Annotated in this window: 25 protein-coding genes; 7 read left to right on the forward strand and 18 right to left on the reverse strand. The window is 71.4% G+C overall.

Annotated elements, in window-relative coordinates:
• Nucleotides 1–29: 29 nt before the first annotated feature.
• A complete protein-coding gene (locus IEY73_RS13910) occupies nucleotides 30–305 on the forward strand; it encodes a DUF1707 SHOCT-like domain-containing protein (protein WP_189079614.1) in 276 nt (91 codons plus the stop codon).
• A 29-nt stretch (nucleotides 306–334) separates the two neighbouring features.
• Here IEY73_RS13910 and IEY73_RS13915 read toward each other — a convergent pair whose 3' ends face one another.
• The 10 genes from IEY73_RS13915 to IEY73_RS13960 form a co-directional block, all read right to left on the reverse strand.
• Complete coding sequence (locus tag IEY73_RS13915) at nucleotides 335–589, reverse strand: hypothetical protein (protein ID WP_189079615.1); 255 nt, start codon at nucleotides 587–589, stop codon at nucleotides 335–337.
• A gap of 9 nt (nucleotides 590–598) precedes the next feature.
• A complete protein-coding gene (tsaD, locus tag IEY73_RS13920) occupies nucleotides 599–1,651 on the reverse strand; it encodes a tRNA (adenosine(37)-N6)-threonylcarbamoyltransferase complex transferase subunit TsaD (RefSeq protein ID WP_189079616.1) in 1,053 nt (350 codons plus the stop codon).
• The gene (gene rimI / locus IEY73_RS13925; protein ID WP_189079705.1) at nucleotides 1,644–2,081 is read right to left on the reverse strand and encodes a ribosomal protein S18-alanine N-acetyltransferase; all 438 of its coding nucleotides are present in this window, start codon (nucleotides 2,079–2,081) and stop codon (nucleotides 1,644–1,646) included. Before rimI ends, tsaD begins: the two co-directional genes overlap by 8 nt.
• Complete coding sequence (gene tsaB / locus IEY73_RS13930; RefSeq protein WP_189079617.1) at nucleotides 2,081–2,737, reverse strand: tRNA (adenosine(37)-N6)-threonylcarbamoyltransferase complex dimerization subunit type 1 TsaB; 657 nt, start codon at nucleotides 2,735–2,737, stop codon at nucleotides 2,081–2,083. The genes rimI and tsaB overlap by 1 nt, the downstream gene beginning before the upstream one ends.
• A gap of 29 nt (nucleotides 2,738–2,766) precedes the next feature.
• A complete protein-coding gene (gene ung, locus IEY73_RS13935; RefSeq protein WP_189079618.1) occupies nucleotides 2,767–3,444 on the reverse strand; it encodes a uracil-DNA glycosylase in 678 nt (225 codons plus the stop codon).
• On the reverse strand, nucleotides 3,441–3,893 hold the full coding sequence (gene tsaE, locus IEY73_RS13940) for a tRNA (adenosine(37)-N6)-threonylcarbamoyltransferase complex ATPase subunit type 1 TsaE (RefSeq protein ID WP_189079619.1): 453 nt from the start codon (nucleotides 3,891–3,893) through the stop codon (nucleotides 3,441–3,443). The genes ung and tsaE overlap by 4 nt, the downstream gene beginning before the upstream one ends.
• Complete coding sequence (locus tag IEY73_RS13945; RefSeq protein WP_189079620.1) at nucleotides 3,890–4,951, reverse strand: alpha/beta fold hydrolase; 1,062 nt, start codon at nucleotides 4,949–4,951, stop codon at nucleotides 3,890–3,892. Before IEY73_RS13945 ends, tsaE begins: the two co-directional genes overlap by 4 nt.
• Complete coding sequence (alr, locus tag IEY73_RS13950; RefSeq protein WP_189079621.1) at nucleotides 4,948–6,075, reverse strand: alanine racemase; 1,128 nt, start codon at nucleotides 6,073–6,075, stop codon at nucleotides 4,948–4,950. Before alr ends, IEY73_RS13945 begins: the two co-directional genes overlap by 4 nt.
• A gap of 141 nt (nucleotides 6,076–6,216) precedes the next feature.
• Nucleotides 6,217–7,650: an NAD(P)H-hydrate dehydratase gene (locus IEY73_RS13955; RefSeq protein ID WP_189079622.1), complete on the reverse strand. Its 1,434-nt coding sequence runs from the start codon at nucleotides 7,648–7,650 to the stop codon at nucleotides 6,217–6,219.
• A gap of 76 nt (nucleotides 7,651–7,726) precedes the next feature.
• The gene (locus IEY73_RS13960) at nucleotides 7,727–8,095 is read right to left on the reverse strand and encodes a holo-ACP synthase (protein ID WP_189079623.1); all 369 of its coding nucleotides are present in this window, start codon (nucleotides 8,093–8,095) and stop codon (nucleotides 7,727–7,729) included.
• A gap of 203 nt (nucleotides 8,096–8,298) precedes the next feature.
• On the opposite strand from IEY73_RS13960, the gene IEY73_RS13965 reads away from it, so the two are divergent.
• Together IEY73_RS13965 and IEY73_RS13970 are read left to right on the forward strand one after the other, a co-directional pair.
• The gene (locus IEY73_RS13965) at nucleotides 8,299–8,601 is read left to right on the forward strand and encodes a hypothetical protein (RefSeq protein ID WP_189079624.1); all 303 of its coding nucleotides are present in this window, start codon (nucleotides 8,299–8,301) and stop codon (nucleotides 8,599–8,601) included.
• Complete coding sequence (locus tag IEY73_RS13970; protein ID WP_189079625.1) at nucleotides 8,598–10,211, forward strand: alpha/beta hydrolase; 1,614 nt, start codon at nucleotides 8,598–8,600, stop codon at nucleotides 10,209–10,211. Before IEY73_RS13965 ends, IEY73_RS13970 begins: the two co-directional genes overlap by 4 nt.
• On the opposite strand, the gene glmS is transcribed toward IEY73_RS13970, so the two are convergent.
• Nucleotides 10,198–12,081, reverse strand: a complete 1,884-nt coding sequence (gene glmS / locus IEY73_RS13975) for a glutamine--fructose-6-phosphate transaminase (isomerizing) (RefSeq protein ID WP_189079626.1) — start codon at nucleotides 12,079–12,081, stop codon at nucleotides 10,198–10,200. The genes IEY73_RS13970 and glmS overlap by 14 nt on opposite strands.
• 534 nt (nucleotides 12,082–12,615) lie before the next feature.
• Here glmS and IEY73_RS13980 point away from each other — a divergent pair.
• The gene (locus tag IEY73_RS13980) at nucleotides 12,616–13,125 is read left to right on the forward strand and encodes an MmpS family transport accessory protein (protein ID WP_189079627.1); all 510 of its coding nucleotides are present in this window, start codon (nucleotides 12,616–12,618) and stop codon (nucleotides 13,123–13,125) included.
• Nucleotides 13,126–13,133: 8 nt separating this feature from the next.
• Complete coding sequence (locus IEY73_RS13985) at nucleotides 13,134–14,309, forward strand: pyridoxal phosphate-dependent aminotransferase (protein ID WP_189079628.1); 1,176 nt, start codon at nucleotides 13,134–13,136, stop codon at nucleotides 14,307–14,309.
• Between the two features lie 54 nt (nucleotides 14,310–14,363).
• On the opposite strand, the gene glmM is transcribed toward IEY73_RS13985, so the two are convergent.
• The 3 genes from glmM to rplM form a co-directional block, all read right to left on the reverse strand.
• Nucleotides 14,364–15,713 carry a phosphoglucosamine mutase gene (glmM, locus tag IEY73_RS13990; RefSeq protein WP_189079629.1) on the reverse strand — a complete coding sequence of 450 codons (1,350 nt, stop codon included), beginning with the start codon at nucleotides 15,711–15,713 and terminating at the stop codon, nucleotides 14,364–14,366.
• A gap of 140 nt (nucleotides 15,714–15,853) precedes the next feature.
• On the reverse strand, nucleotides 15,854–16,351 hold the full coding sequence (rpsI, locus tag IEY73_RS13995) for a 30S ribosomal protein S9 (protein WP_229715822.1): 498 nt from the start codon (nucleotides 16,349–16,351) through the stop codon (nucleotides 15,854–15,856).
• A gap of 20 nt (nucleotides 16,352–16,371) precedes the next feature.
• On the reverse strand, nucleotides 16,372–16,815 hold the full coding sequence (rplM, locus tag IEY73_RS14000; protein ID WP_189079630.1) for a 50S ribosomal protein L13: 444 nt from the start codon (nucleotides 16,813–16,815) through the stop codon (nucleotides 16,372–16,374).
• Between the two features lie 629 nt (nucleotides 16,816–17,444).
• Here rplM and IEY73_RS14005 point away from each other — a divergent pair.
• Nucleotides 17,445–18,590 carry a uroporphyrinogen-III synthase gene (locus IEY73_RS14005; protein WP_189079631.1) on the forward strand — a complete coding sequence of 382 codons (1,146 nt, stop codon included), beginning with the start codon at nucleotides 17,445–17,447 and terminating at the stop codon, nucleotides 18,588–18,590.
• 73 nt (nucleotides 18,591–18,663) lie between these two features.
• On the opposite strand, the gene IEY73_RS14010 is transcribed toward IEY73_RS14005, so the two are convergent.
• Genes IEY73_RS14010 through IEY73_RS14025 form a run of 4 tightly spaced genes read right to left on the reverse strand, consistent with a single transcriptional unit; the run spans nucleotide 18,664 to nucleotide 23,477 of the window.
• Nucleotides 18,664–19,284 (reverse strand): GTP-binding protein, encoded by a 621-nt coding sequence (locus tag IEY73_RS14010; RefSeq protein WP_189079632.1) that lies wholly within the window; start codon nucleotides 19,282–19,284, stop codon nucleotides 18,664–18,666.
• The gene (locus tag IEY73_RS14015) at nucleotides 19,265–19,633 is read right to left on the reverse strand and encodes a DUF742 domain-containing protein (RefSeq protein WP_189079633.1); all 369 of its coding nucleotides are present in this window, start codon (nucleotides 19,631–19,633) and stop codon (nucleotides 19,265–19,267) included. Before IEY73_RS14015 ends, IEY73_RS14010 begins: the two co-directional genes overlap by 20 nt.
• Before the next feature lie 29 nt (nucleotides 19,634–19,662).
• Nucleotides 19,663–20,076 (reverse strand): roadblock/LC7 domain-containing protein, encoded by a 414-nt coding sequence (locus IEY73_RS14020; RefSeq protein ID WP_189079634.1) that lies wholly within the window; start codon nucleotides 20,074–20,076, stop codon nucleotides 19,663–19,665.
• Entirely contained in the window at nucleotides 20,076–23,477 is a 3,402-nt protein-coding gene (locus IEY73_RS14025; protein WP_229715823.1) for a sensor histidine kinase, read from the reverse strand. Before IEY73_RS14025 ends, IEY73_RS14020 begins: the two co-directional genes overlap by 1 nt.
• A gap of 436 nt (nucleotides 23,478–23,913) precedes the next feature.
• On the opposite strand from IEY73_RS14025, the gene IEY73_RS14030 reads away from it, so the two are divergent.
• Nucleotides 23,914–25,074: an ABC transporter substrate-binding protein gene (locus IEY73_RS14030; RefSeq protein ID WP_189079636.1), complete on the forward strand. Its 1,161-nt coding sequence runs from the start codon at nucleotides 23,914–23,916 to the stop codon at nucleotides 25,072–25,074.
• The last annotated feature ends 4 nt before the right edge of the window (nucleotides 25,075–25,078 follow it).

Here is a 25,078-nt window from a genome sequence, read left to right on the forward strand (position 1 = left end):
GCCGTGCGGCGGGGGCGTAGCATGCGGCGATGGACATCCGGGCGTCCGACGAGGACCGGCAGCGGGCGGTGGCCTCGTTGGAACGGCACACCGGCGAGGGCCGGCTGACGCTGGACGAGTTCACCACACGGGTCGAAGCGGTCTACGGCGCACGGACCCTGCACGACCTCGCCGCCGTCCTCAGCGACCTGCCCGCGGAGCCTGCCACCGAGCCGACCCCCAAGGATCACCGCGAGCTGCCCCTGGTGTTCGGCGTCGCGATCGTGGCGCTGGTGCTGTTGGTGGTCGTGATGGCCCTGCGCTGACGGCCCGGACGACCCCTGCATTCGGCGTCTCAGCGGTCGACCGGCGTGAAATCCCACACGTGCGGCGACCGGGCGATCAGATGCGTCGGCGGGCCGGGCAGCGCCTCCGGCGTGTGACGCCAGCGGGAGATCACCACGATCCGCTGGTCGGTCGACGAGAACACCTCGCTCGACACGTGCTGAGGCAACACCTCAAGCTTGGGCAACGCCTCGTCGCAGACCCAACTCAGCAGCTCGTCGAAGCCACTGCGGGCGGCCCGCACCTCCCACATGCGTGCGATCATTCTCGCTTCCTACCCTGCGACAGCGACCGTGGTCAATGACATGGCGGAGTCCGCCGGAAGATCGAGCGGGCTGGCCGCCACACCGGCCGCGACCAACCGCGAGCCTAGCGCCGCCACCATCGCGCCGTTGTCGGTGCACAGGCCCGGCCGCGGCACCCGCACCCGGATCCCGGCCTTGGCGGCCCGTTGCTCGGCCAGCACCCGCAGCCGGGAGTTGGCCGCCACGCCACCGCCGATCACCAGGGTTCGCACACCATGCGTACGGCAAGCGTCGATCGCTTTCGCGGTGAGCACGTCGCAGACGGCGTCCTGGAACGCGGCGGCCACGTCGGACACCGGAACGGGCTCGCCCGCGCGCTCCCGGGCCTCGACCCACCGCGCGACCGCGGTCTTCAGCCCGGAGAAGGAGAAGTCGAAGCGGTGCGCGGCCAGGTCCTTCGGCGCGGTCAGCCCCCGCGGGAAGGCGATCGCCCCGGCGTCACCGTCGCGCGCCGCCCGGTCGATCGCCGGGCCGCCCGGAAAGCCCATGCCGAGCAGCCGGGCCACCTTGTCGAACGCCTCGCCCGCGGCGTCGTCGATGGTCGCGCCCAGCGGCGTGACGCCGGCCGTGAGATCGTCCACCCGCAGCAGCGAGGAGTGCCCGCCGGAGACGAGCAACGCCACGGCAGGCTCGGGCAGCGGGCCGTGTTCCAGAGTGTCCACCGCCACGTGCGCGGCCAGGTGGTTCACGCCGTAGACGGGCTTGTCCGCGGCCAACGCGTAGCCCTTCGCCGCGGCGACCCCCACCAGTAGGGCGCCGGCCAGGCCCGGCCCGGCGGTCACCGCGATCGCGTCCACGTCGGCGAGCGTCACGCCCGCCTCGTCGAGGGCCCGCTGCATCGTCGGGACCATCGCCTCCAGGTGAGCCCGGCTGGCCACCTCGGGCACCACACCACCGAACCGGGCGTGCTGGTCCACGCTGGACGCCAGCGCGTCGGCCAGCAGCGTGTGACCGCGCACCACGCCGACGCCGGTCTCGTCACAGGAGGTCTCGATGCCGAGGACCAGGGGTTCGTCAGGCATTGCGCATCATCACCAGGGCGTCGGTGTTGCTGGGCTGGTAGTACCCGCGACGCACGCCGACCGGCTCGAAGTCGTACGTCGCGTACAGATGCTGGGCGGGTGCGTTGTCCACCGCCACCTCCAGCAGCGTCTTGGCCACCTTCCGGTCGGTGGCCTCATCGAGCAGCGCCTCCAGCAGCAACCGCCCGATGCCGCGGCGTTGCTGGTCACGGCGCACCGCGATGTTCTGCACCCACGCCTCCTCATGGTCGACGATCAGCAGACCGGCGTACCCGCACAGGGTCCGGCCGTCCGTCGCGATCCGGTAGAAGTGCCGCTGGGCCAGTTCGTTCCAGAACATCCCGGCGGACCATTTCTCCGCGCCGAACAGGTCCTCCTCGATGGGCAGCGCCTCGGCCACGTGCCACCAGCGGAAACGCTCGATGGTGATCACTGCAGGACGTGCTTGCGGCTAGCGGAGGCGACGGCATCCGGGTGACGCAGGTACAGCGGGGTCAACGGTTCGCCCGGCGCGCCGGCGCGGATCCGGTCGGCGGCCAGCGCCACCAGGGCCGCGCCGGGCGGAAACTGCACCCGTTCGTCGATCGGCAGCCCGAAGACCTCGCTGTAGCGGATCGCCCCCTCGCCCACCGCACGGTCGGCGTCGACCCGCACCTCCGCCGGGCGGCACACGTCCGGCTCGCCGACGCGGACGCCGTCCTGATAGGTCGCCACATAGACCTCACGCCGCCGGGCGTCGGTGGCGACCAGGACGCGTCCCGGCCCGGCGGTGCGGCCCAACGCGTCCAGGGTGCACACGCCGTACGTCGGCAGGCGCAGCGCCTGCCCGATGGCGGCCGCGGTCACCAGCCCGACCCGCAGACCGGTGAACGGTCCCGGCCCCAGACCGGCGACGATCGCGCCGACCTCTCGCAACCGCACGCCCGCCTCGTCCAGTGTCGCGCTGATCTGCGGCGCGAGCAGTTCGCCGTGGGCGCGCGGATCGACGGTGCGTCGCTCGGCGAGCCCCCGCATGCCGTCGTCGGTGACCTCGGCGACCGCGGCGACCGACGCCGGTGTCGCGGTGTCCAGTGCGAGTACGAGCACCAATGCAGGTTATCCGCACCGGGCCGAGGTCACCCGCGGGGATCCCAGTTGATCACCGGCCGGCCCGCGTCGGCCAGGGCCTTGTTCGCCGCACTGAACGGACGCGCGCCCCGGAAGCCCTCCCTGTTGAGCGGGCTGGGATGTCCGGCTTGCAGCACCACGTGCGCCGGATTGGTGATCAACGCGGCCTTCTTCCGCGCGTACCCGCCCCACAGCAGGAAGACCACACGATCCTCGCGGGCGTTCAGCGCACGAATGGTGGCGTCGGTGAACGCCTCCCAGCCCTTGCCGGCGTGCGACGCCGCAGTGCGGGCACGCACCGTCAGCACCGCGTTGAGCAGCAGGACACCCTGCTTCGCCCAGCCACGGAGGTCGCCGGATGTCGGCGGCGCCACGCCGACGTCCTCGGCCAGTTCCCGGAACACGTTGCGCAGCGACGGCGGGATGCGCACGCCGTCGTTCACGCTGAAGCTGAGGCCGTGCGCCTGACCCGGGCCGTGGTAGGGGTCCTGGCCCAGGATCAACACTCGGGTGCGATCCGGCGGGCACAGCCGGTACGCGGCGAACAGGTCATCGATCGGCGGATACACGGTGTGCTCGGCATATTCGGCGGTGACGAATGCGCTCAGCGCCCGCAGGCGGTCGCCGTCCAGGAGCGGCGTCAGTTCGGCGCGCCACGGCGCCGGGAGCAGGTCGGTCAGGATCACAGGTTCTCCAGGCGCTCGGCCCAGTCGCCGCCGTGCGGCACCAGGTCGATCACGCGGGTGTCGTCGTCGCGGCGGTCGATGCGGATCTGCAGGTAGGCGTCGTTCAGGTGGTCGGCCAGCCCGTCGCCCCACTCGACGAGCGTCACCGCGTGCTCCGCGGAGGCGTCCAGGTCCAGGTCGTCGATCTCGGCCCGCGGGTCCGGCCGGTCGCCGAGACGGTACGCGTCGGCGTGCACCATCGGCGGTTCGCCGCGATGCAGCCGAGCGATCACGAAGGTCGGCGAGGTCACCGCACCGCGGACGCCGAGCCCGGCGCCGATGCCCTGGGCCAGTGCCGTCTTGCCGGCGCCCAGCGGACCGGTGAGCAGCACCAGGTCGCCGGCGCGCAGGATGCCCGCGAGACGGCCGCCCACCGCCCGCGTCTCCTCCACGGTGGCTGCGGTGATCATGAAATCTTGTCCAGGAAGGGCAGCAACGCGGCGTTGACCTCCTCCGCCTTTTCGAGCATCACCACATGCCCGGAGTTGTCGATCTTCACCAGCTCCGCCTCGGGAAGGTGCCGCACGATCTCCTCCGAGTGAGTCACCGGAGTCAGATAGTCCCGGGTGCCGACGATGATCAGCACCGGAACCCCCCGCAGCGCGGAGAGCGCCGGGAAGCGGTTGTGCTTGTAGAGCGTGTGCAGGTATCTGGTCAACGTCTCGACCGGGGTTCCGGAGTTCATCCGCTCCACGAAGGTGACAAGCGACGGGCTGGGTCGCGGCTCGCCGAAGCCGTACCGCCGGGTCAACAGCCAGGCAAGGTCGGACGAGGCGGCGCGGGCACGGTCGATCGCCCCGCCGCCGAGGCGGGCGGCGCCACCCCACAGCGGGAAGAACGGCGCGCTGGCGCGGGCGACGACGGTGGGCAGCCCGAGCTTCGACTTGTCGATCAGGCCGGCCGAGGTGGACATCAGCACCACGCCGGTCACCCGGCTGCCGAACCACTCCGGATGCTGCTCCGCGAACGCCATGATGGTCATGCCACCCATCGAGTGGCCGACCAGGATGATGTGCCCGTCCGGCACCGCGGCGTCCAGCACCGCGGCCAGCGACACGCCGAGCGCGGCGATGTCGTAATCGCCGGCCTCCAGCCGCCCGGACCGCCCGTGCCCCGGCTGGTCGTAGAAGACCAGCCGATGATCACCCCGCTCGGTCAACAGTTGGCGCTGGAAGTAGAACGTGCCCATGTCCAGGGCAAATCCATGCACGAACACGATGGTCGGCGTGTCCGTCGGCGCGGGCGGTTCCACCACCTCCACGTGCAGTTCGGTGCCGTCCGCCGCGGTCACCGTCATCTCGTGGTCGCGCGGCTGGTCGCCGAACGACTCGTTCACGTGCGGATCCCCCGGCGCGTTGACCGACCGCCGGACCAGGACGCGTTCGACGGCGAAGGCGCCGGCCAGCCCCGCGGCTGCCACCCCGAGGACGGCACCGGCCACCCCGGCCTGCTTGGCACGCCGGTTCATCCGGCCGCTCCATCGTAGACGCGCGGCACCCGGCTGCCGCCGAAGCGCGTCACGATCTCATAGTTGATCGTCCCGGCTGCCTCGGCCCAATCGTCGGCGCTCGGCGTTCCGGCGCCGAACAGCGTCGCCACGTCGCCGGGCGTCACCGGCGTGTCACCGCAGTCCACGACGACCTGGTCCATGCAGACACGCCCGGCGATCCGGTGCACCACACCGCCGATCTCCACCGGGCCACCGATCTCCGCCGGGCCGCTGCGCGAGGCATGCCGGGGCACCCCGTCGCCGTAGCCGAGCGGGACGACGGCAAGCGTGGTCTCCCGGTCGGTCACATAGGTGAGGCCGTAGGACACGCCCTGTCCGGCAGGCACGCGCTTGACCAGGGTGACCCGAGCTCGCGCGGTCATCGCCGGATGCAGCCCGAAGTCCACGCCTGCCACCGGCGACAATCCATAGATCGCAATGCCCGTACGCACCAGGTCGAAATGTGTGTCGGGCCGGGTCAGAGTGGCGGCGGAGTTGGCGAGGTGCCGAACGTGCGGGCGGACGCCGAACCGTCCCGCCACCTCAAGCCCGTCGGCGAACGCGGCAAGCTGCCGATCGACGCTGGCATCTCCCGGCACGTCCGCGGACGCCAGATGGCTCCACACGCCGATCACCTCGACGTCGCCATCGGCCTGGGCCTTCGCGGCGGCTTCCATCAGAGCGGGCCACTGGGCCACCGGGGCGCCACCCCGGCCAAGCCCGGTATCCAGCTTCACATGGACTCGCGCGGGCCGCTGCGCCCGGCGCCCGGCGACGACCAGCTCGGCGAGTTGGCCGAGGCTGCTCGCGCTCAGATCGACCTCCGCGGCGACGCCCTCGTGCAACGGCATGCCCGGGGCGTGCAGCCAGGCCAGCATGGGCACGGTGAGACCCGCGCGGCGCAGCGGCAGTGCCTCCGCCAGGGTGGCGACACCCAGCCAGGCGGCCCCGCCAGCCACCGCGGCGCGGGCCGCGGGCACCATGCCGTGCCCGTACCCGTCCGCCTTGACGACGGCCATCACGTCGGCCGTGGTCCGGGCGCGCAGCGCCGTCACGTTGTCCCGGATCGCGCTCAGATCCACCCTGACCTCGGCCTGCCACACGGCTCCCACCCTACTGATCCGCCACGCCTCGCCGTTTCACCCCGCCAGTCCGCTCCGCCCGGCAGGCCGTTTCACCCCGCCAGTCCGCTCCGCCCGGCAGGCTGCCCCGCCCGGCGGTTTCGCTGCACTCGCCGGCTCGCTTCACCCCAGCAACTCGGCGAGTGCCGGGCGCAACTGCGCAGCGACGTCCGCCGACGTGACGGGGCCGCGCTCGGCCGCCCGGCGCCCGGCCAGCCCGTGCACGAACGCCGCAGCGACCGCGGCGCGCTCCGCGGGCAGCCCGCCGGCCAGCAGCGACCCGAGCAGACCGGCGAGCACGTCGCCGCTTCCCGCGGTGGCCAGCGCCGGTGAGCCGGTGGGATTGACGAAGACCTGGCCCGACGGAGTGGCGACGACGGTGCGGTCGCCCTTGAGGAGGACCACGGCGTTGATCCAGGCGGCCAGCTTGCAGGCGGCACCCATCCGGTCGGCGCCCGGGGCCTCACCCGCCAGCCGCCGGAACTCGCCGTCGTGCGGCGTCACCACGAGCGGCGCATTCCTCCGCAGGTCCTCCGCATGCCGGCCATCGACCAGCAGGGTGAGGGCGTCGGCGTCCAGGAGCACCGGCAGCGGGGAGGCCAGCACGCCGCGCACCTCGGTGCGCGCCGTCTCGTCGGTGCCCAGACCGGATCCACAGACCCAGGCCTGCACCCGGCCGGCATCGGACACGCGATCGGCAGTCACCACCGACGGGTGCGCGCGGACCACGTCGTCGCGCGCGCTGCCCGCGTAACGCACCATGCCGACCGGACCGGCGAGGGCGCCGGAGACCGAAAGCAAGGCGGCGCCCGGGTAGGTCGCCGAGCCGGTAGCCACGCCGACGACACCGCGGGAATACTTGTCCGATGCCGGGCCGGGGCGTGGCCACCACGCGGCGATGTCGGCCGCGTCGGGGATCCGCACCGCGGGATCGGCACGCAGCGTGGCGCCCAGACCGATGTCGACCACGTCGACGATCCCGGCGTGGGCGGCCGCCGGGCCCACCACGTGGGCCGGCTTGAGGCAGCCGAAGGTCACCGTCACGTCGGCGGTCACCGCGGCACCGGGCACGTCACCGGTGTCCACCGCCACGCCGCTGGGCACGTCCACGGCGACCACCGGCGCACGCCGCTCGGCGAGCGCCGCCACCAACTCCGCCGCCCGCGGACGCAGGCTGCCGCTGGCACCGATCCCGACGATGCCGTCCAGCACAAGATCGCAGCGCTCCGGCAGGTCGTGCACGGTCCGGCCGCCGAGCCGCCGCAACTCCCGCAGGCCGCCGGGGTGCGCACGATCCGGATCCAGCAGCAGCGCGCTGACCTGGGCGCCCCGGGCGGCGAGCCGGGCGCCGGCGAACAGCGTGTCGCCGCCGTTGTCCCCGGAACCCACCAGCAGCAGCACGCGAGCGCCGTACACGCCGCCGTGCGCGCCCAGCATGAGCGCACACCGCCGGGCCAGGCCGGCCGCGGCCCGTTGCATGAGCGCGCCCTCCGGCACGGTCGCCATCAACGCCTTCTCCGCCGAACGCACGTCCGCGACGCGCCACGCCTGTCGCATGCTCCGCCCCTATCGCCACTCGCTCGTCGTCATGTCGTACCGGCTCGTCATGTCTTACCGGCGGGGTACGACAACGTCAGGCCTCGGCCACCACCATCGCCGAGGCGATGCCGCCGTCGTGCGACAGCGACAGGTGCCAGCGGTGCACGCCGCGCTCGGCGGCGGCCGCGGCGACCGTGCCGGACACCGTCAGCCAGGGTCGGCCGTCCGGGTCGGCGACGATCTCGCAGTCGTGCCAGCGCAGCCCGGCCGGCGCGCCCAGCGCCTTGGCCACCGCTTCCTTGGCCGCGAAGCGGGCGGCCAAGGACTCCGCGGACCGCGGATTGCCGGAGGCGGTGAGCCGTTCACCGTCGGTGAACAGTCGATCCACCAGCAAGGGAGTGCGTTCCAACGCTCGGGCGAAGCGTTCGACCAGGACCACGTCGATGCCGACAGAGACGATCACCCCCTCAGCCTAAGACGTCGGCCGTCTTCGTCACCGTCGCGTGGTGCGCACGAAGTGGCGCAGGCTAATGCTCCGGGCCACGCCCCACAAGCCCTGTGCATGCCGCCGCCGCGGCCGGCCCGGCAGTTGTCCACAGCGGAGCCGTCCCGGGCGGCGGCGACCCTAACGTCGGCTCGTCCCGTTCCTGCGGCCGGAAGGCACCGATGCATCCCCCCATCGAGATCGACGCAACCGCCTTGCTGTCATCCGCTTCCCGTGTCATGGCCTGCGGTGGACTCATCGCCGGCGACGCCCGCGCGGCACCGGCCACGGTGCTCGTGCCGAGATGGGCCGCCGGTGACGCGGCGCGGCGCGCCGCCGGGGCCTTGGGTGCGCGGGCGATCGCCCTCGGCACCGATGTCACCGCGGTCGCCCACCATCTGCGCACCGCTGCGCTCTCCTACACCGCGGCCGACGAACGCGCCGCCGGACGCTTCCGCGCGATGCCGCGGACGGATGCGTGGTGACCGCGGTGACCTATGCCCGGCTGCGTGTCACCGACCCGCAACGCTGGCGGGACGTCGCGGCGACCTGGCGGCGGTGGGCGGACCACGCCGCCCGATGGGCGGCCGAGCTGACGGTGTGTCTGCGCCGGGTCCGACGCGCGTGGTCCTCCGGCACGGCTGCGGAGGCCGCCGGGTGCCGGCTGGACGCACTGCGACGGCACGCGGAACTGTTCCGCGTGTTGTGTTGGGAGGCGGACCAGGCGATCAGCGAGTTCGCCGAGGCGCTGGACCGCGCACGTGCGCTGCTGAGCCAGGCGCTGCGCCACGCCGCCGGGTGCGGCCTCTTCGTCGACGACGACGGCGCGGTCCGCCTGTCGCCGGCGGCCGATGCCGTTTCCGCGAGCCCTGAGCCTCTGGACTGGGGCACCACTACCGCGGTGCAGGACAGCGCGCGAGCCGCCGTGGCACGCGGTGCCGTCGCCCGGGTCACCGCCGACATCACCGCCGCCGTTCGGGTCGCCGGAGACGCGGACGCGACCGCCGCCGCGCGTCTCAGCGCCCTCGCCGGTGTGGCCGCCGACCGGTTGGCGGCCGGGCCGGCGGACGCGCCGCTGCCACCGTGCGACGCCCCTGCCGAGGTCACACGCCGCTGGTGGGACGGGCTCACCGTGGCGCAACGGCATTGGTTGACCGTGACCCGGCCGACGTGGATCGGCTCGCTGGACGGCGTCCCGGCGAGCTTCCGGGACCTGGCCAATCGATTGTCGTTGCCGGGCCTGCGCGCGGCGGAGCCCCGGCCGCAGGTCCGCGCGGCCCTCGACGCCCTCGGCGATCGCCTCGCCGATCCCGGCCGCCCGCGGGCGTACCTGATCCGGCTCGACGCCGCCGCCGAGGGTCGGGCGGTCATCGCGGTCGGCGACCCGGACCACACTGAGCACGTGCTCGTCCATGTTCCGGGCATGGCCGCGGGCCTCTCCTCCCTCGGCGGCGATCTCGGGCGGGCCGAGCGGGTGGCAGCGCATGCCGCGCAGCGGTCGTCCGCGACATCCGCCGCCACGGTGCTGTGGCTGGACTACGACGCGCCCGATTTCCTCCCCGAGGCAGCAAGCGCCCACCCGGCCCGCGACGGGGCGCACCGGTTGCGCCGGTTCCAGGCGGGGTTGCGGGCCGGCCACGACGGTCCCTCGCACGTCACCGTGCTGGGCCACAGCTACGGCTCGCTCGTGGTGGGGCGGGCCGCGTCCCGCCCCGGCCTGGCGGCCGACGACCTGATCTTCGTCGGCTCGCCGGGGGTGGGTGCCGATTCGGTCCACGAGCTGGGGGTGCCCGCCGCGCGGGTCTGGTCCTCGACCTCGCGGTCCGACCCCATCCAGCACCTGGCGGTGTCGCCCGGTTCGCTGGCCGCCGACATGGCCGCCGGTGGCGTGCTGCCCGCCCTGGCGTGGTCGGCCCTGGTGCACCCGGCGGAGGAACTGTGGCACGGCGCCAATCCCAGTGATCCGGAGTTCGGCGCGCGACGGTTCGTCAGCCCACCGGACGCCGGGCATTCCGGCTATTGGGATCCCGGAAGCCCGGCGCTCGACGCGATCACGGACATCATGCTCGGGAAGCGCGATGTCACTCCACGGTGACCGACTTGGCCAGGTTCCGCGGCTGGTCCACGTCATGTCCGCGGGCCGCGGCGATCTCACAGGCGAGGATCTGCAACGGGACGGTGGTCATCAGCGGCGCGAGCAGCGTCGGCGTGCGCGGCACCTCGATCAGGTGGTCGGCATAGGCCACCACGCCGTCGTCGCCCTGCTCGGCGATCACGATGGTGCGCGCTCCGCGGGCCCGCACCTCCTGGATGTTGGAGACCACCTTGTCGCGCATCACACCGCGGCCGGCCGGCGAGGGCACCACACATACCACCGGGGTGCCCTTGTCGATCAGCGCGATCGGGCCGTGCTTGAGCTCCCCCGCAGCGAATCCCTCGGCGTGCATGTAGGCGAGCTCCTTGAGCTTGAGCGCGCCCTCCAGGGCCACCGGGTACCCCACGTGCCGGCCGATGAAGAGCACCGTGGACGACGACTTCAGGTCGCGGGCCAGCGCCCGCACGTCCTCCATCTTGCCCAGCAGCTCGCGCAGCGCATCCGGCGTGCGACGCAGCCGGGACACCACGGCGGCCACCTCGTCGGCATACATGACGCCGCGGACCTGAGCCAGGTGCAGGCCGATCAGATAGCAGGCGACGAGCTGGGTGAGGAAGGCCTTGGTGGAGGCGACCGCGATCTCCGGGCCGCCGTGGGTGTAGAGCACCGCATCCGACTCGCGGGGAATCGTGGACCCGTTGGTGTTGCAAATCGCCAGCACGCGCGCCTTCTGCTGTTTGGCATGCCGCAACGCCATGAGCGTGTCCATCGTCTCGCCCGACTGGCTCACCGCGACGACCAGGGTGGACCGGTCCAGCACCGGATCGCGATACCGGAACTCGCTGGCCAGCTCGACCTCGCAGGGGATCCGCGTCCAGTGCTCGATCGCATACTTGGCGACCATGCCGGCGTGGTAGGCGGTGCCGCAGGCCACGATGAACACCTTGTCCACGTCGCGCAGGTCCTGGTCGGTCAGCCGGACCTCGTCCAGCACGATGTCGCCTCGCTCGGACAGCCGGCCCAGCAGCGTGTCCGCGATCGCCTGCGGCTGCTCGGCGATCTCCTTCAGCATGAAGTAGTCATATCCGCCCTTCTCGGCGGCCGAGGCGTCCCAGTCGATGTGGAACTCCTTGCCGGCGGCCGGCGCACCGGCGAAGTCGGTGATCTCGATGCCGCCCGGCGTGATCAGCACGACCTGGTCCTGCCCCAGTTCGATGGCCTCGCGCGTGTGCTCGATGAACGCGGAGACGTCGCTGGCGAGGAAGTTCTCCCCAGCGCCCCGACCGACCACCAAGGGCGAGTTGCGGCGCGCCGCGACCACCGCGTCCGGCGTCTGGACGTCGACGGCGAGCAGGGTGAAGGCACCCTCCAGCCGGCTCACCGCGCGGCGCATGCCCTCGGCCAGCGTCTGCGGACCCTCCGGGCTGCCGGACTCGCGCAACGCGCGCATCTCCGCCGCCAACAGGTGCGCCGCGCACTCGGTGTCGGTATCGCTGGTGAACTCCACACCGGTGGCCTCGATCTCCGCGCGCAGCCGGGAGAAGTTCTCGATGATGCCGTTGTGGATGACCGCGATGCGGCCGTCGCCGGAGGCGTGCGGGTGCGCATTGCGATCGGTCGGGCCGCCATGGGTCGCCCATCGCGTGTGCCCGATCGCGGTGCTCCCGACCGCGATCCCGTCGTCGACGCGATCGGCCAGCGCCTTCTCCAGGTTTGCCAGCTTGCCGGCCCGCTTCTCGGTCAGCACCTCATCCCGGTCGATGACGGCCACCCCGGCGGAGTCGTAGCCGCGGTATTCCAGCCGCCGCAGGCCGTCGAGAACGATGCTGAGCGCCGGACGCTTCCCGACGTACCCCACGATTCCACACATGCGTGGCAGCGTAGCCCAGCTTCGCTCATATGTCATGCGCGATTGCCACCCTTTCGAGCATGGTATGTGATCGAAATGCCTGGGGGTATGGCCCTGATCGGCAGCCGTCGTGGCACCGACCGCGTACCCTTCTTTCGGGTGACGGTTGCCGCTCGGCAGCCGCGGCCAGCCGCGCCGCCACGGCGCCCGCACCGGGAGAGTCGTTTGAGCAACCAGCCGCCCCCGCCGGATCCGACGTCACCGGCGGGTCCCCCACACGAGCCAGGCTCCGAGAGGCCCGCGCCCCGGCCGCCCGCTCCGGGCGGCGGTCCGGCGTCCGGGCATCCGTGGTCCGCTCCCGCAGGCGATCCCGGCAACCCTGGCGGCCCTGGCCCCTATCCACCCACCTCCGCCTTCGCGGTGCCCGGTCAGCCGCCCGCCGGATATCCCCAACCGCCCCCGGGCGGGGCACCGCCGGGCGCTTACGGCGGCCCTCCGGGATACGGCGCGCCGCCTCCGCCGCCGCCGCGGAAGAGCAACGTCCCACTCGTCGCGGTGATCATCGCGGTCACCGTGCTGCTGTGCGGCGGCACCGTCACCGCCGCGGTCATCGGCTACCAGATGGTCCGCGACCGGGTCTCCGAGGCGGTCGAGCCGATCACCGAGCCGACCCTCCCCGAGCCGGGCGGGAACCCGGCCGAGCCGGGGTGGCCCACCGGACTTCCCAGCGACCTTCCTGGGCTGCCTACCGACCTGCCCAATCTGCCGGACGGCAACGGCCAACCCTACGAAGTGGTCTATGAGGTCACCGGCGACGGACCCGCGGAGATCATCTACACCGAGGACGTCAGCCAAACGCCCAAGCGGGTGCGCGAGGTGGACCTGCCGTGGAAGGTGACCACCACCATGCAGGGCCCGTCGATGGTGTCGGTGACCGCGATTCGCAGCGGCGTCGACTCCGGCACCATCAAATGCCGGGCCACGGTCGACGGCGAGGAGGTCGCGCAGAAGACCCGTGAGGGGACGTTCGCCACCGTGTCCTGTCTGAAGTTCATCGTCGAATGAGTTCTGCCATGGCATCCGACCCGCTGGTGGAACGCATGCGCGCGTTCGGCACCACGATCTTCAGCGAGATGTCCGCGCTGGCCGTGCGCACCGGTGCGGTCAATCTCGGGCAGGGTTTCCCGGACAGCGACGGCCCGGCCGAGATGATCGCGGCGGCGGGCGAAGCGCTCAACTCCGGCGCAAACCAATACCCCCCGCTGCCCGGGATCCCCGCGCTGCGAGCCGCGATCACCGCTCATGAGCAGCGCTTCTGGGGGCTCACGCGGGATCCCGACAGCCAAGTGGTGGTCACCGCCGGAGCGACCGAGGCGATCGCGGCGAGCATCCTCGCGTTGTGCGAGGCCGGCGACGAGGTGGTGTGCTTCCAGCCGTACTACGACTCGTACGCGGCGGCGATCACCCTAGCCGGGGCGGTGCGCCGACCGGTGACGCTGCGTCCGGGCGCGGACGGGCGGTACCACTTCGACGAGGCGGAACTGCGCGCGGCGTTCGGTCCGCGGACCCGGCTACTCCTGCTCAACTCGCCGCACAACCCCACCGGCAAGGTCTTCACCGCCGACGAGCTCGCCCTGATCGCCGAGCTGTGCCACCGGCACGGCGTGTACGCGGTGACCGACGAGGTCTACGAACACCTCGTCTACACCGATGCGGAGACGCCACACATCCCGCTGGCCACCCTGCCCGGCATGGCCGATCGCACGGTACGCATCTCGTCGGCGGGGAAGAGTTTCTCCTGCACGGGCTGGAAGGTGGGATGGGCCACCGGCCCGGCGCCGCTGGTGTCCGCGACGCTGCGCGTCAAGCAGTTCCTCACCTTCGTCAACGCCGCTCCGTTCCAGCCCGCGGTGGCGGTCGCCTTGGGACTTCCGGACTCCTATTTCACCGAGTTCCGAGACGTCCTGCAGGCACGCCGCGACCGGCTGGTCGAGGGGCTCCGGGACGCCGGTTTCGGCGTGCTGCCCAGCGCCGGCACGTACTACGTGACCGCGGACATCACCCCGCTCGGCGGCGCCGACGGGGCGGAGTTCTGCCGGGCCATGCCCCAGCGCTACGGCGTGGTGGCGGTGCCGACCCAGGTTTTCTACGACGACCGGGACGCCGGGCGCCACCTCATCCGTTTCGCCTTCTGCAAACGCGAACACGTGATCGACGAGGCGGTACGCCGGCTGCGTGCACCGGCCTGATCCGCCCCGGCACGCCGGTGCACATCAGGCCGGTGCACATCAGGTCAGCGCGGATCAGGCTGGGCTGGCGGCCCGCACCTCGTCGGCGATCCGTTCCGCCACCGCACGAGCCTGATCCTCGCCGGCCGCCTCGACCATCACCCGCACCAGCGGTTCGGTGCCCGAGGGCCGCAGCAGCACCCGGCCCGTCTCGCCGAGTTCGTTCTCGGCCAGCGCGACCGCGGCCTGCACGGTAGGCGCGGCCGCACCCACGTGCCGGTCCGCCACCCGCACGTTGATCAGGACCTGAGGCAGCTTGTGCAGCACGGCGGCCAGATCGGCCAGCGACTTGCCCGACACGGCGAGCTGCGCCATCAGGTGCAGGCCGGTCAGCACACCGTCGCCGGTGGTCGCGTGCGCGGGCATCACGATGTGGCCGCTCTGCTCACCACCCAGCGCCAGGCCGCCCGCGTGCAGCACCTCCAGCACGTAACGGTCGCCGACCTTCGCCTCGATCAACTCGATCCCGGCCTGCTTCATGGCCAGGCGCAGACCGAGGTTGCTCATCACGGTGGCGACCAGGGTGTCCTTCGTCAGGGTCCCGGCGTCGCGCATCGCCAACGCCAGAATGGCCATGATCTGGTCGCCGTCGACCACCTCACCGGCCGCGGTGATGGCCAGGCAGCGGTCGGCGTCGCCGTCGTGCGCGATGCCGAGGTCGGCACCGTGCTCGATGACGGCCTGACGGAGGTCGTCCAGATGCGTCGAGCCGCACTTGTCGTTGATGTTCAGACCGTCCGGCTCGGCGTGGATGGCGATCACTTCGGCGCCCGCTTCCCGGTACGCCTCGGGGCCGACTTCGCTGGCGGCGCCGTTGGCGCAGTCGACCACGACCTTGAGACCGTCCAGCCGGTGCGGGGTGGCATCGACCAGATGCTTCACATAGTGCTCGGCACCGTCCATCAACTCATGCACCCGGCCGATCCCCGCACCGGTGGGCCGGCCGACCAGCCCGTGCCCGTCGGCGATCGCCTTCTCGATCCGCGCTTCCAGCTCATCCGGGAGTTTGGCGCCACCGGCCGCGAACAGCTTGATGCCGTTGTCCGGCATCGGGTTGTGCGAGGCCGACAGCATGACTCCGAGGTCGGCGTTGGCCTGACCGACGAGGTAGGCGACCGCGGGCGTGGGCAGCACCCCGACCCGGACGACGTTGGCGCCCACGCTCGCGAGGCCGGCCACCACCGCCGCTTCGAGCATCTCCCCGCTGGCCCTCGGGTCTCGGCCCACGATGGCCAGCGGCTGGTGAGTGCCATCGGTCTCGATCAGAACCCGGCCGGCCGCGACCGCGACCGAGAGCGCCAGTTCCGGGGTGAGGTCGCCGTTCGCGAGGCCACGAACGCCGTCGGTGCCGAAGAGTCGCCCCATGCGACTGGTCCTTTCGCTCCGGCCGCGTCCTGCACGGCAGGCGCAGGCCGGTGATGTCAATGCGGTAGGGATACGCCAAACGGCCGAGCGTGCCCAGGACTGGGGCACACTCGGCCGTTTGGTTCAGACGGAGCGCAAGGTCAGCGCTTCGAGTACTGCGGAGCCTTACGGGCCTTCTTGAGGCCGTACTTCTTGCTTTCCTTCGCGCGCGCGTCGCGCGTCAGGAACCCGGCCTTCTTCAACGACGGACGGTCGTCCGGTTCGCTGGCGACGAGAGCACGGGCGATGCCGAGACGGAGCGCGCCCGCCTGGCCGGTGGTGCCGCCGCCACGCAGATTGGCGATGACGTCGAAGGTCTCGGCCTTCTCGGTGGTCACCAGGGGCTCACGGATGAGCTGCTGGTGGACCTTGCTCGGGAAGTAGTTCTCAAGCTCACGGCCGTTGCAGACGATCTTGCCACTGCCGGGGACGAGACGAACCCGGACGATGGCTTCCTTGCGACGGCCCACAGTCTGGACCGGACGGTCACCGGGACGCGGGGCGCGGACCGGGGCCGGCGCGGGCGTCTCGACCACGACGACCGTCTCAGCGGGCTCCTCGACGGTCTCAACGACCTCGGGCTCGATGATGTCGGACATGCTGCTGCCTTCTCCCGCGCTCACTGCGCGATCTGGGTGATTTCGAACGGCTTCGGCTGCTGCGCGGCGTGCGGGTGCTCGGGCCCCGGGTAGACCTTCAGCTTCTTGATGACCTGCCGGGCGAGCTTGTTGTGCGGGAGCATCCCCTTCACTGCCAGCTCGACCGCCTTCTCGGGGCGCTTGCTGAGCAGCTCCTCGTAGCCGACCTGCTTGAGGCCGCCGGGGTAGCCGGAGTGACGGTACGCCACCTTGGTCTGCCGCTTGTTGCCGGTCAGCGCAACCTTGCCGGCATTGATGATCACCACGAAGTCGCCGGTGTCGACGTGCGGGGCGAACGTCGGCTTGTGCTTGCCGCGAAGCAGGTTCGCAGCGTGGGTGGCCAGGCGGCCCAGAACGACGTCAGAAGCGTCGATGACGTGCCACTGACGCTCGATCTCACCCGGCTTCGGGCTGTACGTACGCACAGAATTACCTTGTCTCGTCGTCGGTCTGGGGGCGCGCGCTGGTCGTGGCGAGCACGAACGACGAGCACGCCAAAAGCGGGCACTCGCAGCCGTCGCACAACAGCAGGCAACAATACCCGCCTGCGCGGCGCGCGGTCAAAACGGCCGGTGGTTCCAGAGAACTGATGATAACGCGCCGCGCGCCGCGCACCCACGCCGGGTGGGACGAGTCACCCGACCGGCATCGCCGGACGGCATCGATGCCTCTTAGCAGGCTCGAAACATACGGGACGCGAGGCCGAAATTACCCGACGGCACTCTTCCGACATGGGAAGTGGTGCGAACACCTCGGCGATACGACCGAATCATCCGGTCCGGCGTTTCGTCACCAGCACCACCCACGAGCCGCCGTCAGGGTTGAGGACGGACCTGACGGCGTCCGCCGAGCCGGTTGACGACCGGTTCGGCGAGGGGAAGCCGCGGTGTGTGCGGGCCGGAGGTACGGCGGAGAACGCAGGCGTGACATGGGAGCGGGTCGACGCTGAGGACGGCGGTCTCCGAGCGTGCCCTTCGGTGGACCGGCCAGCCACGCCGCGGCTTCTCGTCAACAGGGTCCTCGTGAGCAAGGACCGGGCAGAGCAGACATCCGGATGACGGGACGCACGGGAAGCACGCGCCGCAGCGTGATCACGGCTTCCGCCCTGGCGCAGCCGACCGCTTCGCTCTCGGGTTACACCATCGGCGTCACCGCCGACCGGCGCCGGGACGAGCTCGCCGGCCTGTTGGAGCACCGCGGGGCCCGGGTGGTGCTCGCGCCCGCGCTGCGCATCGTGCCCATCGCCGACGACGCCGACCTGCGCAACGCCACCCGCGCCTGTCTGGAGACGCCTCCCGACATCGTGCTGGTCAATACCGGCATCGGCATGCGCGGGTGGCTGGAGGCGGCCGAGGGGTGGGGCCTCGCCGATCCGCTGCGGGGCGTGCTATCCCGGGCCTATCTGGTGGCGCGCGGTCCCAAGGCTCGCGCGGCCGTCCGTTCCGCGGGCCTGCAGGATCAGTGGTCACCGGAGGGCGAGAGCTTCGAAGAGGTCGTCGACCATCTCACCGGTCGCGGCATCGCGGGCCTGACCGTCGCCATCCAGTTGCACGGCGAGAGCCAGCCGGAATACACCGAAGCGCTGCGCAGCGCCGGCGCCCGGGTGGTCGAGTTGCCGGTGTACCGCTGGGCACCGCCGACCGACCCGGCTCCGCTGCACCGCTTGGTCGACCTGATCGCCGGGCATCTGGTGGACGCGGTCACTTTCACCTCGGCAGCGGCGGTGAGTGCGCTGCTGCGCGCGGCCGGCCCGGACACCGCTCCGCTCGTCGACGCCTTCCGCGCAGACGTTCTCGCGGCCTGCATCGGGCCGGTCACCGCGGCGCCGCTGCGACGACTCGACGTCCCCCTGGTCACGCCCGCCCGCGCGCGGCTGAGCACGCTGGTGCGTACGCTCGTCGACGAACTGCCGAAACGAGCGGTGACGTTGGTGGTGGCGGGCCATTCGCTGACGCTGCGCGGCCACGCCACCATCGTGGATGGTGAGCTCCGGCCGCTCGCACCGGCTCCCATGGCAGTGCTGCGCGCGCTCGCCTCGGCTCGCGGCCGGGTCTTGTCCCGGGCCGCGCTGTTGCAAGCGCTACCGCGCGGAGCCGACGAGCACGCCGTCGAGATGGCGGTGGCTCGGCTTCGGGCCGGGCTCGGGGCCACCGGCATCGTGCAGACAGTGGTGAAGCGGGGCTACCGCCTGCCCACCTGATCGCCGGGGAGACCTCCGTGTGCACACCGTCGCAGGAGCGTGTGCACACGGACCTTCGTCGAGGGAGGGGACGTCACCCCACGGTGGCCGGCGAACCCCGTCCGTGCTCGTTGACGAGCGTTGCCATCGCGTGCTCCACGACACCGACCAGCACGGTCTTCACCGAATCACGATGCCGGGCGTCACACATGATCAGCGGGACATGCGCCGGGATCGCCAGCGCCTCCCGGACCTCCGCCGGCTCGTAGCGAGGGGCACCATCGAAGCAGTTCAGGGCCACCAGGTACGGGAGGTGACGGTTCTCGAAGTAGTCGAGCGGAGCGAAGGCGTCGGTGATGCGGCGCGTGTCCACCAGCACCGCGGCGCCGACTGCGCCACGAATCAACTCGTCCCACATGAACCAGAACCGCGTCTGACCGGGCGTGCCGAACAGGTACAGGATCAGATCGTCGGCCATGGTGATCCGGCCGAAGTCCATGGCGACCGTGGTGGTCTCCTTGCCGGGCACCTTCGACGCGTCGTCAACGCCCTGGCCGGCCGAGGTCATAACCGCCTCGGTGGTCAGCGGCTCGATCTCCGAGACCGCACCGACCAGCGTCGTCTTGCCCACGCCGAAACCGCCCGCAACGACGATTTTCGCGGAGGTGATCTCCTTGGGTTGCGCCCCCGCCCGCTCAGAGCTTGCGAAGTCCACTCAACACCCTTTCCAGCAGATCCATCCGCTCCGCGAAGCCTTCCTTGGGAGCGGCGCTGTGCAGCGACAACAGCCCGTCGGCGATCATGTCGGCGACGAGCACCCGGGCGACGCCCAGCGGGAGGCGCAGATACGCCCCGATTTCCGCGAGGGACTGCGCCCGTGGTTCGCACAGCACGGCGATGCGGTACTTGTCATGCCCGGCGAACCGGGCCTCTTGCATGGCGGCCTGGCTGGCGACCAGGACGGCCTCGATCGGAATGTCCCGTTGCGGTTCCGTACGCCCACGGGTGACCGCGTAGGGGCGAACCAACGCGCCACGTGGATCATGTGGCTGGGACGCACCCATGGTCGCGGTCACCTCTTCTCTCGGGCGCGTCAGACCTGATGCCCGACGGTCTCGCGGGGCGCGGGCACCAATGCGGCACCCACCCGCTCCACGAGCAGGGCCATCTCGTAGCCGACCTGACCGACGTCGCAGCTCCGTGCGGCCAGGACCGCCATCGAGGAGCCGTCGCTGATGGACATCAGGAACAGATAGCCGCTCTCCATCTCGATGATGGTCTGCTGCACCTCACCGGCGCTGAACATGCGCGACGCGCCGTCGGTCAGGCTGACCACGCCGGAGGTGATCGCCGCGAGCTGGTCGGCACGATCCGGGGGCAGATCGCGGGAGGACGCCAGCAACAGGCCGTCCGCGGAGACCGCGACGACGTGTGCGATGCCGGCGACGCTGTCGGCGAAATTACTGAGCAGCCAGCCCATGTCCTGCATGGTGGGGGGCCTGGTCACTAGTCGTTCTCCTTCGGAGCAGGGGCGCCTGCCGACGCGGTTTCGTTTTCCGCGCTGCCGGCAGTACGCCCGCGTTGCACACCTCGGTGGTACGCAGAGAGGAGGCCTCGTACCTCGTCGGGGCTGCGACGGTTCTGGTTGCGCTGGCCGGTCTGAACTCCACCGGGGACGAGCTGGGCCTGCGGCACCCGCTTGGGCAACCCGGAGCGGGTGGTGCCGGCGTCCTGAGGTTGCGCCGCTGCCATCGCCCGCTGCCATCCTTCGTCGGCGGCGGTCCGCCACGCTTCCGTTCCCGCATCGCGCTGGCGGGGGACGCTCGGCGAACCACCGTTCTCGGTGCCGGCTGTCGCCGACGCGCCGGCCGTTGCCGACCGAGATCCATTGTGCACGTTGCCCACCGACGAGGCACCTTCGGATGCCTGTTCGCTCGCGCCAGGTGAGCGTTCGCGCATCGGCTCCGTACCGGGCGCGGCCGGTTCCCGGCGGGGCAGGGGTCGCCCGGTGGACCCGCCGCCGGTGTTCGGTGCGCCTCCGGTCGCCGGGCCTGCTCCACCCGGCTGTGCGGATGCCGGTGCCGCATTGGGCGAGCCGGTGGACCGGGTGACCCCGGACCGGTTCGCCGACGACCCCGCGGCGGCGGGCGCCGCAGACGCGGATGCGTCGGCCGCGGGCGAGGCCGTGCCGGACGGGGTCGGTGGCGGCGCGTACCCCGCGGTCGGCATGCCCCAATCGTCGGGGTCCTGTCCGTCCCTGCCGCGGAACCAACTCTGCTGCATCTGCAGGAAGATCGGCGCTTCGGACCGATCCTCGGCCGGCGCGCGCGCGGGAGGCGGTGGCGGCGTCGGCATCGACGCGAGCGCGGCACCCCAACCGTTCGGGTGAGGGCTGGCCGGCACCGGCGGGGGCGGAACCTTTCGCCCGTCCGGAGTGATGAAACCGACCGCCACCTGGAGATCCGGCGAGGCGGAGGGCCGGACGGTGGGATAGGCCACCGTGGGCGATCCGAGCGCGGTCGGCGGGGGCACCGCCGACTCCGGGGCCATCCCGCCGAATGCCGTCCGGTCGGGCGCGGCCTGCCCGCCACGGGCGTACGCCGGTGACGGGGGTGCGGACGCGGGCGGCGCCGAGGCGGGTGGGGCGGACGCCGGCGGAGCGGACGCGGGCGACTGGGCAACCGGCTGCGCGGTACGCGTCGGCAGCGGCGGACGGTCGGCGGTGGGCGCGAAGCTCGGCGACACCGGACGCTGCGACGGCATCGCCGGCAGTGCCGGGTGCTGCGGGAGTTCCGGGTTCTGCTGGCCCCACGGCTCCGGAGCGATCGCCGGCAGGGTCGCCACGCCGCCGCGGGATCCTCCTTGGCTGTCCCAGGACGATGGGCCGCTGTCCAACTGGGGCGTGCGGCTGGTGCGCGGCGGGTCGATCGGCTGACCGGGGACGATCACGATGGACGCGGGCAGCATGACGTGAGCGATCGTGCCGCCGTCCATGTTGGCGCGCAGCTCGATCCGGATGCCGTAGCGGCTGGCCAGCCGGCCGACCACGGCCAGACCCATCAGCCGGAACGCGGCCACGTCGACGCTCGGCGGCTCGCTCAGCCGCCGGTTGAGCGTGCTCATCTGCTCCGCGGACATGCCCAGTCCCCGGTCCTCCACCTGTACGACGACGTAGTCTCGGACGCGACGCGCGTCCGCCACCACGGTGGTGTTGGGCGGGGAGAAGCGGGTGGCGTTGTCCAGGAGCTCCGCGATCAGCCGGACCACGTCGTTCACCGCCGCGGCGGTGATGGAGAGGTCGGTGTCGATGGCCCCGAACTCGATGCGGTTGTAGAGCTCCACCTCGGACTGCGCCGCGCGCAAGGCGTCGATCAGCAGCGCGTCCTCGCGACGTGGGGCGCTGGAGTCGGCCCCGGCGAGCACCAGCAGGTTCTCGTCGTTGCGGCGCATCCGGGTGGCCAGGTGGTCCAGCTCGAACAACTGGGCGAGGCGCTTGGGGTCTTCTTCCCCGCGCTCGATCTGGTCCAGCTCACCGATCATCCGGTCGACCAGGTTCTGCGAGCGCCGGGCCAGGTTGAGGAACATCGCCGAGACGCTGGTCCGCAGCGCGGCCTGCTCGGCGGCGATGCGGACGGCCTCCCGGTGGACCACGTTGAAGGCCTGGGCCACCTGACCGACCTCGTCGCGGTTCTCCAACCGGATCGGGTCACGCACCTGCCGGACGATGTCCTCGGCACCGCCGTCACCGAGGTTGCGGGCATCGCGTAGCCGCGCCACGGCATCGGGAAGGTCGCGGTTGGCCACGGAGAGCGCGCCCTCCCGCAGCCGCCGCAGCGAAAGGTTGAGCGACCGGGCCAGCACGACCGCCAGCGCGATGGCGAGAATGAGCACGATCAGAACGGCAACCGACTCGAGTGCGGCCTGCCGGCTGGCCGACGCGGTGTCGTCCGCCGCGAGGTCGACGATGCGCGACTCGAGCCGTTGCTCTGCCCAGCGCATCAGGTCCACCACGGCGCCCAGGGACTGCCTGACGTCGGACGGGGGCACCGGCTCCGCGCGGGCGAACCGGGTCGACACGTCGTCGGCCAGGTTGACCGCGTCACCGGTCACCGTGCTGTCCACGAGTTCCTGCTGCGCCGGGCTGGCCACCAGGGAGAAGGCGAGCAGTGCCTCCTGCTGGCTGGTCTGGGTGGCGATGAACGCCGACAGCGCCTCATCGCTGGTGTCCCCCACCGCCCGGGCCGCGTACGCGGTGGCCTCCTGGTCGGAGGTGCCGGCCTTGGCTCGGGTGAACGCGGCGAGGGCCCGCAGTCCGTCGGCCACGGTCCCCTCACCGGCGAACTGGCCCACCGAGTCCACGTAGCCGACCAGGTCGGTGATCACCACGCCGTAGCGAAGGACCGCCTCGGTGACGGTGATCTCGTTCCGGTTGCTGACCTGCGTTCGAGTGGCGTCCAGCGTCTTGAGGTGGTCGTCGATCCGGTTCAACCGATCCGCCACCGAGTCCGGCGGATCCGCCAGATCGCGGCGATCCTGGTTGTACTCCTGGATGCGTCGGTCCGTCGCGTCCACGGCCGCGGTGTAGGCGGACGCGGCCGGCTTGTCGGCATCCGAACCGGCCGGCGTCGCGAGGAACGCGGCCGCGCTCATGCGCTCGTCCTGCATGGCCTGCGTCACCTGGGACAGCCGCGTGGCGAGGCGAGTGAGATCCTCGACCTGCCCGGCGGCGACCGCCCGCCCGCCGATGTCCACCAGCCGTACGCCCGCGAGCGCCAGCACGGCCAACAACGGCACCAGAAGGATCAGGCCCAGTTTGGACCGGATCCGGGCATCTCGCAGGCGCGGAAGGCCGCGTCGCTGCCTGCCCGGCGACGCAATGCCGATCGGCGTCGAAGATCCGGTGCTCAAAGTGTCTCCTCGGTGTCCATCCCCGCATTTCTTCGCGCGTAGGGCGTCGGCGGCCCGGCCAAGGTACGTGCGGCGAAGCACGTGCCACACGCGGCACGGCCGCGATTTCATCAGAACTCACATAGCTTTGGGAAGCCTGGGATCCTCCGCGAAGGTCATGATTCCACGCGGCACAATCCCCTGTTCGCATCGACAATCGACAGCTCGCCGCTTTGACGTGCGCGAATATGACCTTGGCAACCGTGCGTGTTTCCTTGGTCACACTTTCGCCGGAAGATTCCAACCACTATGTGGGAAGTGCGTCTCGCCGCCATCGACAGGCGCAGCTTGACCGGGGACCTTCACGTTGGCAAGGTTTGCCGCGATCGAACGGACACCTTGTCCGTGTTCGCGGGGTCCACGACGGACACCGTAGCGCCATGAGGAGACACTCACCGTGAGGTTCACCCGCCGCATCACGGCGTCGCTCGCCGCGTCGACGCTCATCTCCGCCACCCTGGCGGGCTGCACCTCCGACGATGCGGCCGAGGCCACCGAACTCGTCATCGGCGCCGACTTGGCGTCCGGGTCGTCGGTGGACAACTCCTACGCCCGCGCCCTGCAGCTACGCGTCGAGCAGATCAACGCCTCGGGGCAGCTCGGCAATCGTCGGCTCGTGCTGCGCATCCAGGAGAATCGCTCGGACAGCACCACATCGTTGCGCAACATCAGCACCTTCGCCGACGACCCGAACGTGGTCGGCGTGATCACCGGCGCCTGCGGCGAGTGCGCCGCCGGCGCCGCCAAGACGATCAACGACAAGCACATCCCGACCATCGCGCTGGCCGCGGCCTCCGAGGTGAGTAATCCGGTGGCCGAGCGGCGGTACCTGTTCAAGCTCGGTCCGAACGCACCGGACAGCGCCGCCACCATGGTCAACGAGCTGACTCGGACCAAGACCGCCAGCGCCGCGGTGCTCTATACCGACGATCTCTACGGCCACGACGCCTTCTCGTCCGTACGGTCCGAGCTCGACAAGGCCGGCGTGAAGCTGAAGACCTCCACCATGGTCAAGCCGAACGCCACCGACATCACGCAGGCGGTGGGCACGCTGACCGACAGCGAGCCGCAGGCCCTGATCGTGCTGACCGGCTCGGACCAGGCGACGCTCGCGGCGATCAGCGCGAAGGCGGACGATTACAAGGGCAAGGTCTACTTCGATGCCGAGGCAGCCGCGGACCTGTTCGTACCCGAGGACGCCGCGGATGCCACCAACAACGCGATCATGGTCTTCACCCAGATCCTGGCGATCGACGACGTCATCGCGACCACCCCGGCGAAGGCCGCGCGCAAGCAGTGGTTCCGCGACTACACCTCGCGGTACGGCAGCTACTCCGGGGTCGCCGCGTTTGCGGCGGATGCCGTCGATCTCATCGCGAACGCCGCCGCCCGGGTCGGCAACGACCGCGATCGCATTCGTGACCTGATCGAGACGTCGCAGATGGATGGCCTGACCGGAGCCATCCGGCTCACCCCGGACAACCACTCCGGCTTGATGCCCCAGGCCCTGACCTTGCTCGTCGCGCGCAGCGGGCGCTGGCGGATCGCCGGCGGCTGAGCGG

The sequence above is a fragment of the Mangrovihabitans endophyticus genome (assembly GCF_014646155.1).
GTDB classification, from domain to species: Bacteria; Actinomycetota; Actinomycetes; order Mycobacteriales; family Micromonosporaceae; genus Actinoplanes; species Actinoplanes endophyticus.

What these genes read in the sequence shown, in the direction of transcription:
- IEY73_RS13910 (WP_189079614.1), top strand. Translation starts at nt 30, where the DNA reads ATGGACATCCGGGCGTCCGACGAGGACCGGCAGCGGGCGGTGGCCTCG.
- IEY73_RS13915 (WP_189079615.1), bottom strand. Translation starts at nt 589, where the DNA reads ATGATCGCACGCATGTGGGAGGTGCGGGCCGCCCGCAGTGGCTTCGAC.
- tsaD (WP_189079616.1), bottom strand. Translation starts at nt 1,651, where the DNA reads ATGCCTGACGAACCCCTGGTCCTCGGCATCGAGACCTCCTGTGACGAG.
- tsaE (WP_189079619.1), bottom strand. Translation starts at nt 3,893, where the DNA reads ATGATCACCGCAGCCACCGTGGAGGAGACGCGGGCGGTGGGCGGCCGT.
- IEY73_RS13945 (WP_189079620.1), bottom strand. Translation starts at nt 4,951, where the DNA reads ATGAACCGGCGTGCCAAGCAGGCCGGGGTGGCCGGTGCCGTCCTCGGG.
- IEY73_RS13955 (WP_189079622.1), bottom strand. Translation starts at nt 7,650, where the DNA reads ATGCGACAGGCGTGGCGCGTCGCGGACGTGCGTTCGGCGGAGAAGGCG.
- IEY73_RS13965 (WP_189079624.1), top strand. Translation starts at nt 8,299, where the DNA reads ATGCATCCCCCCATCGAGATCGACGCAACCGCCTTGCTGTCATCCGCT.
- glmS (WP_189079626.1), bottom strand. Translation starts at nt 12,081, where the DNA reads ATGTGTGGAATCGTGGGGTACGTCGGGAAGCGTCCGGCGCTCAGCATC.
- IEY73_RS13985 (WP_189079628.1), top strand. Translation starts at nt 13,134, where the DNA reads ATGGCATCCGACCCGCTGGTGGAACGCATGCGCGCGTTCGGCACCACG.
- glmM (WP_189079629.1), bottom strand. Translation starts at nt 15,713, where the DNA reads ATGGGGCGACTCTTCGGCACCGACGGCGTTCGTGGCCTCGCGAACGGC.
- rpsI (WP_229715822.1), bottom strand. Translation starts at nt 16,351, where the DNA reads ATGTCCGACATCATCGAGCCCGAGGTCGTTGAGACCGTCGAGGAGCCC.
- IEY73_RS14005 (WP_189079631.1), top strand. Translation starts at nt 17,445, where the DNA reads ATGACGGGACGCACGGGAAGCACGCGCCGCAGCGTGATCACGGCTTCC.
- IEY73_RS14015 (WP_189079633.1), bottom strand. Translation starts at nt 19,633, where the DNA reads ATGGGTGCGTCCCAGCCACATGATCCACGTGGCGCGTTGGTTCGCCCC.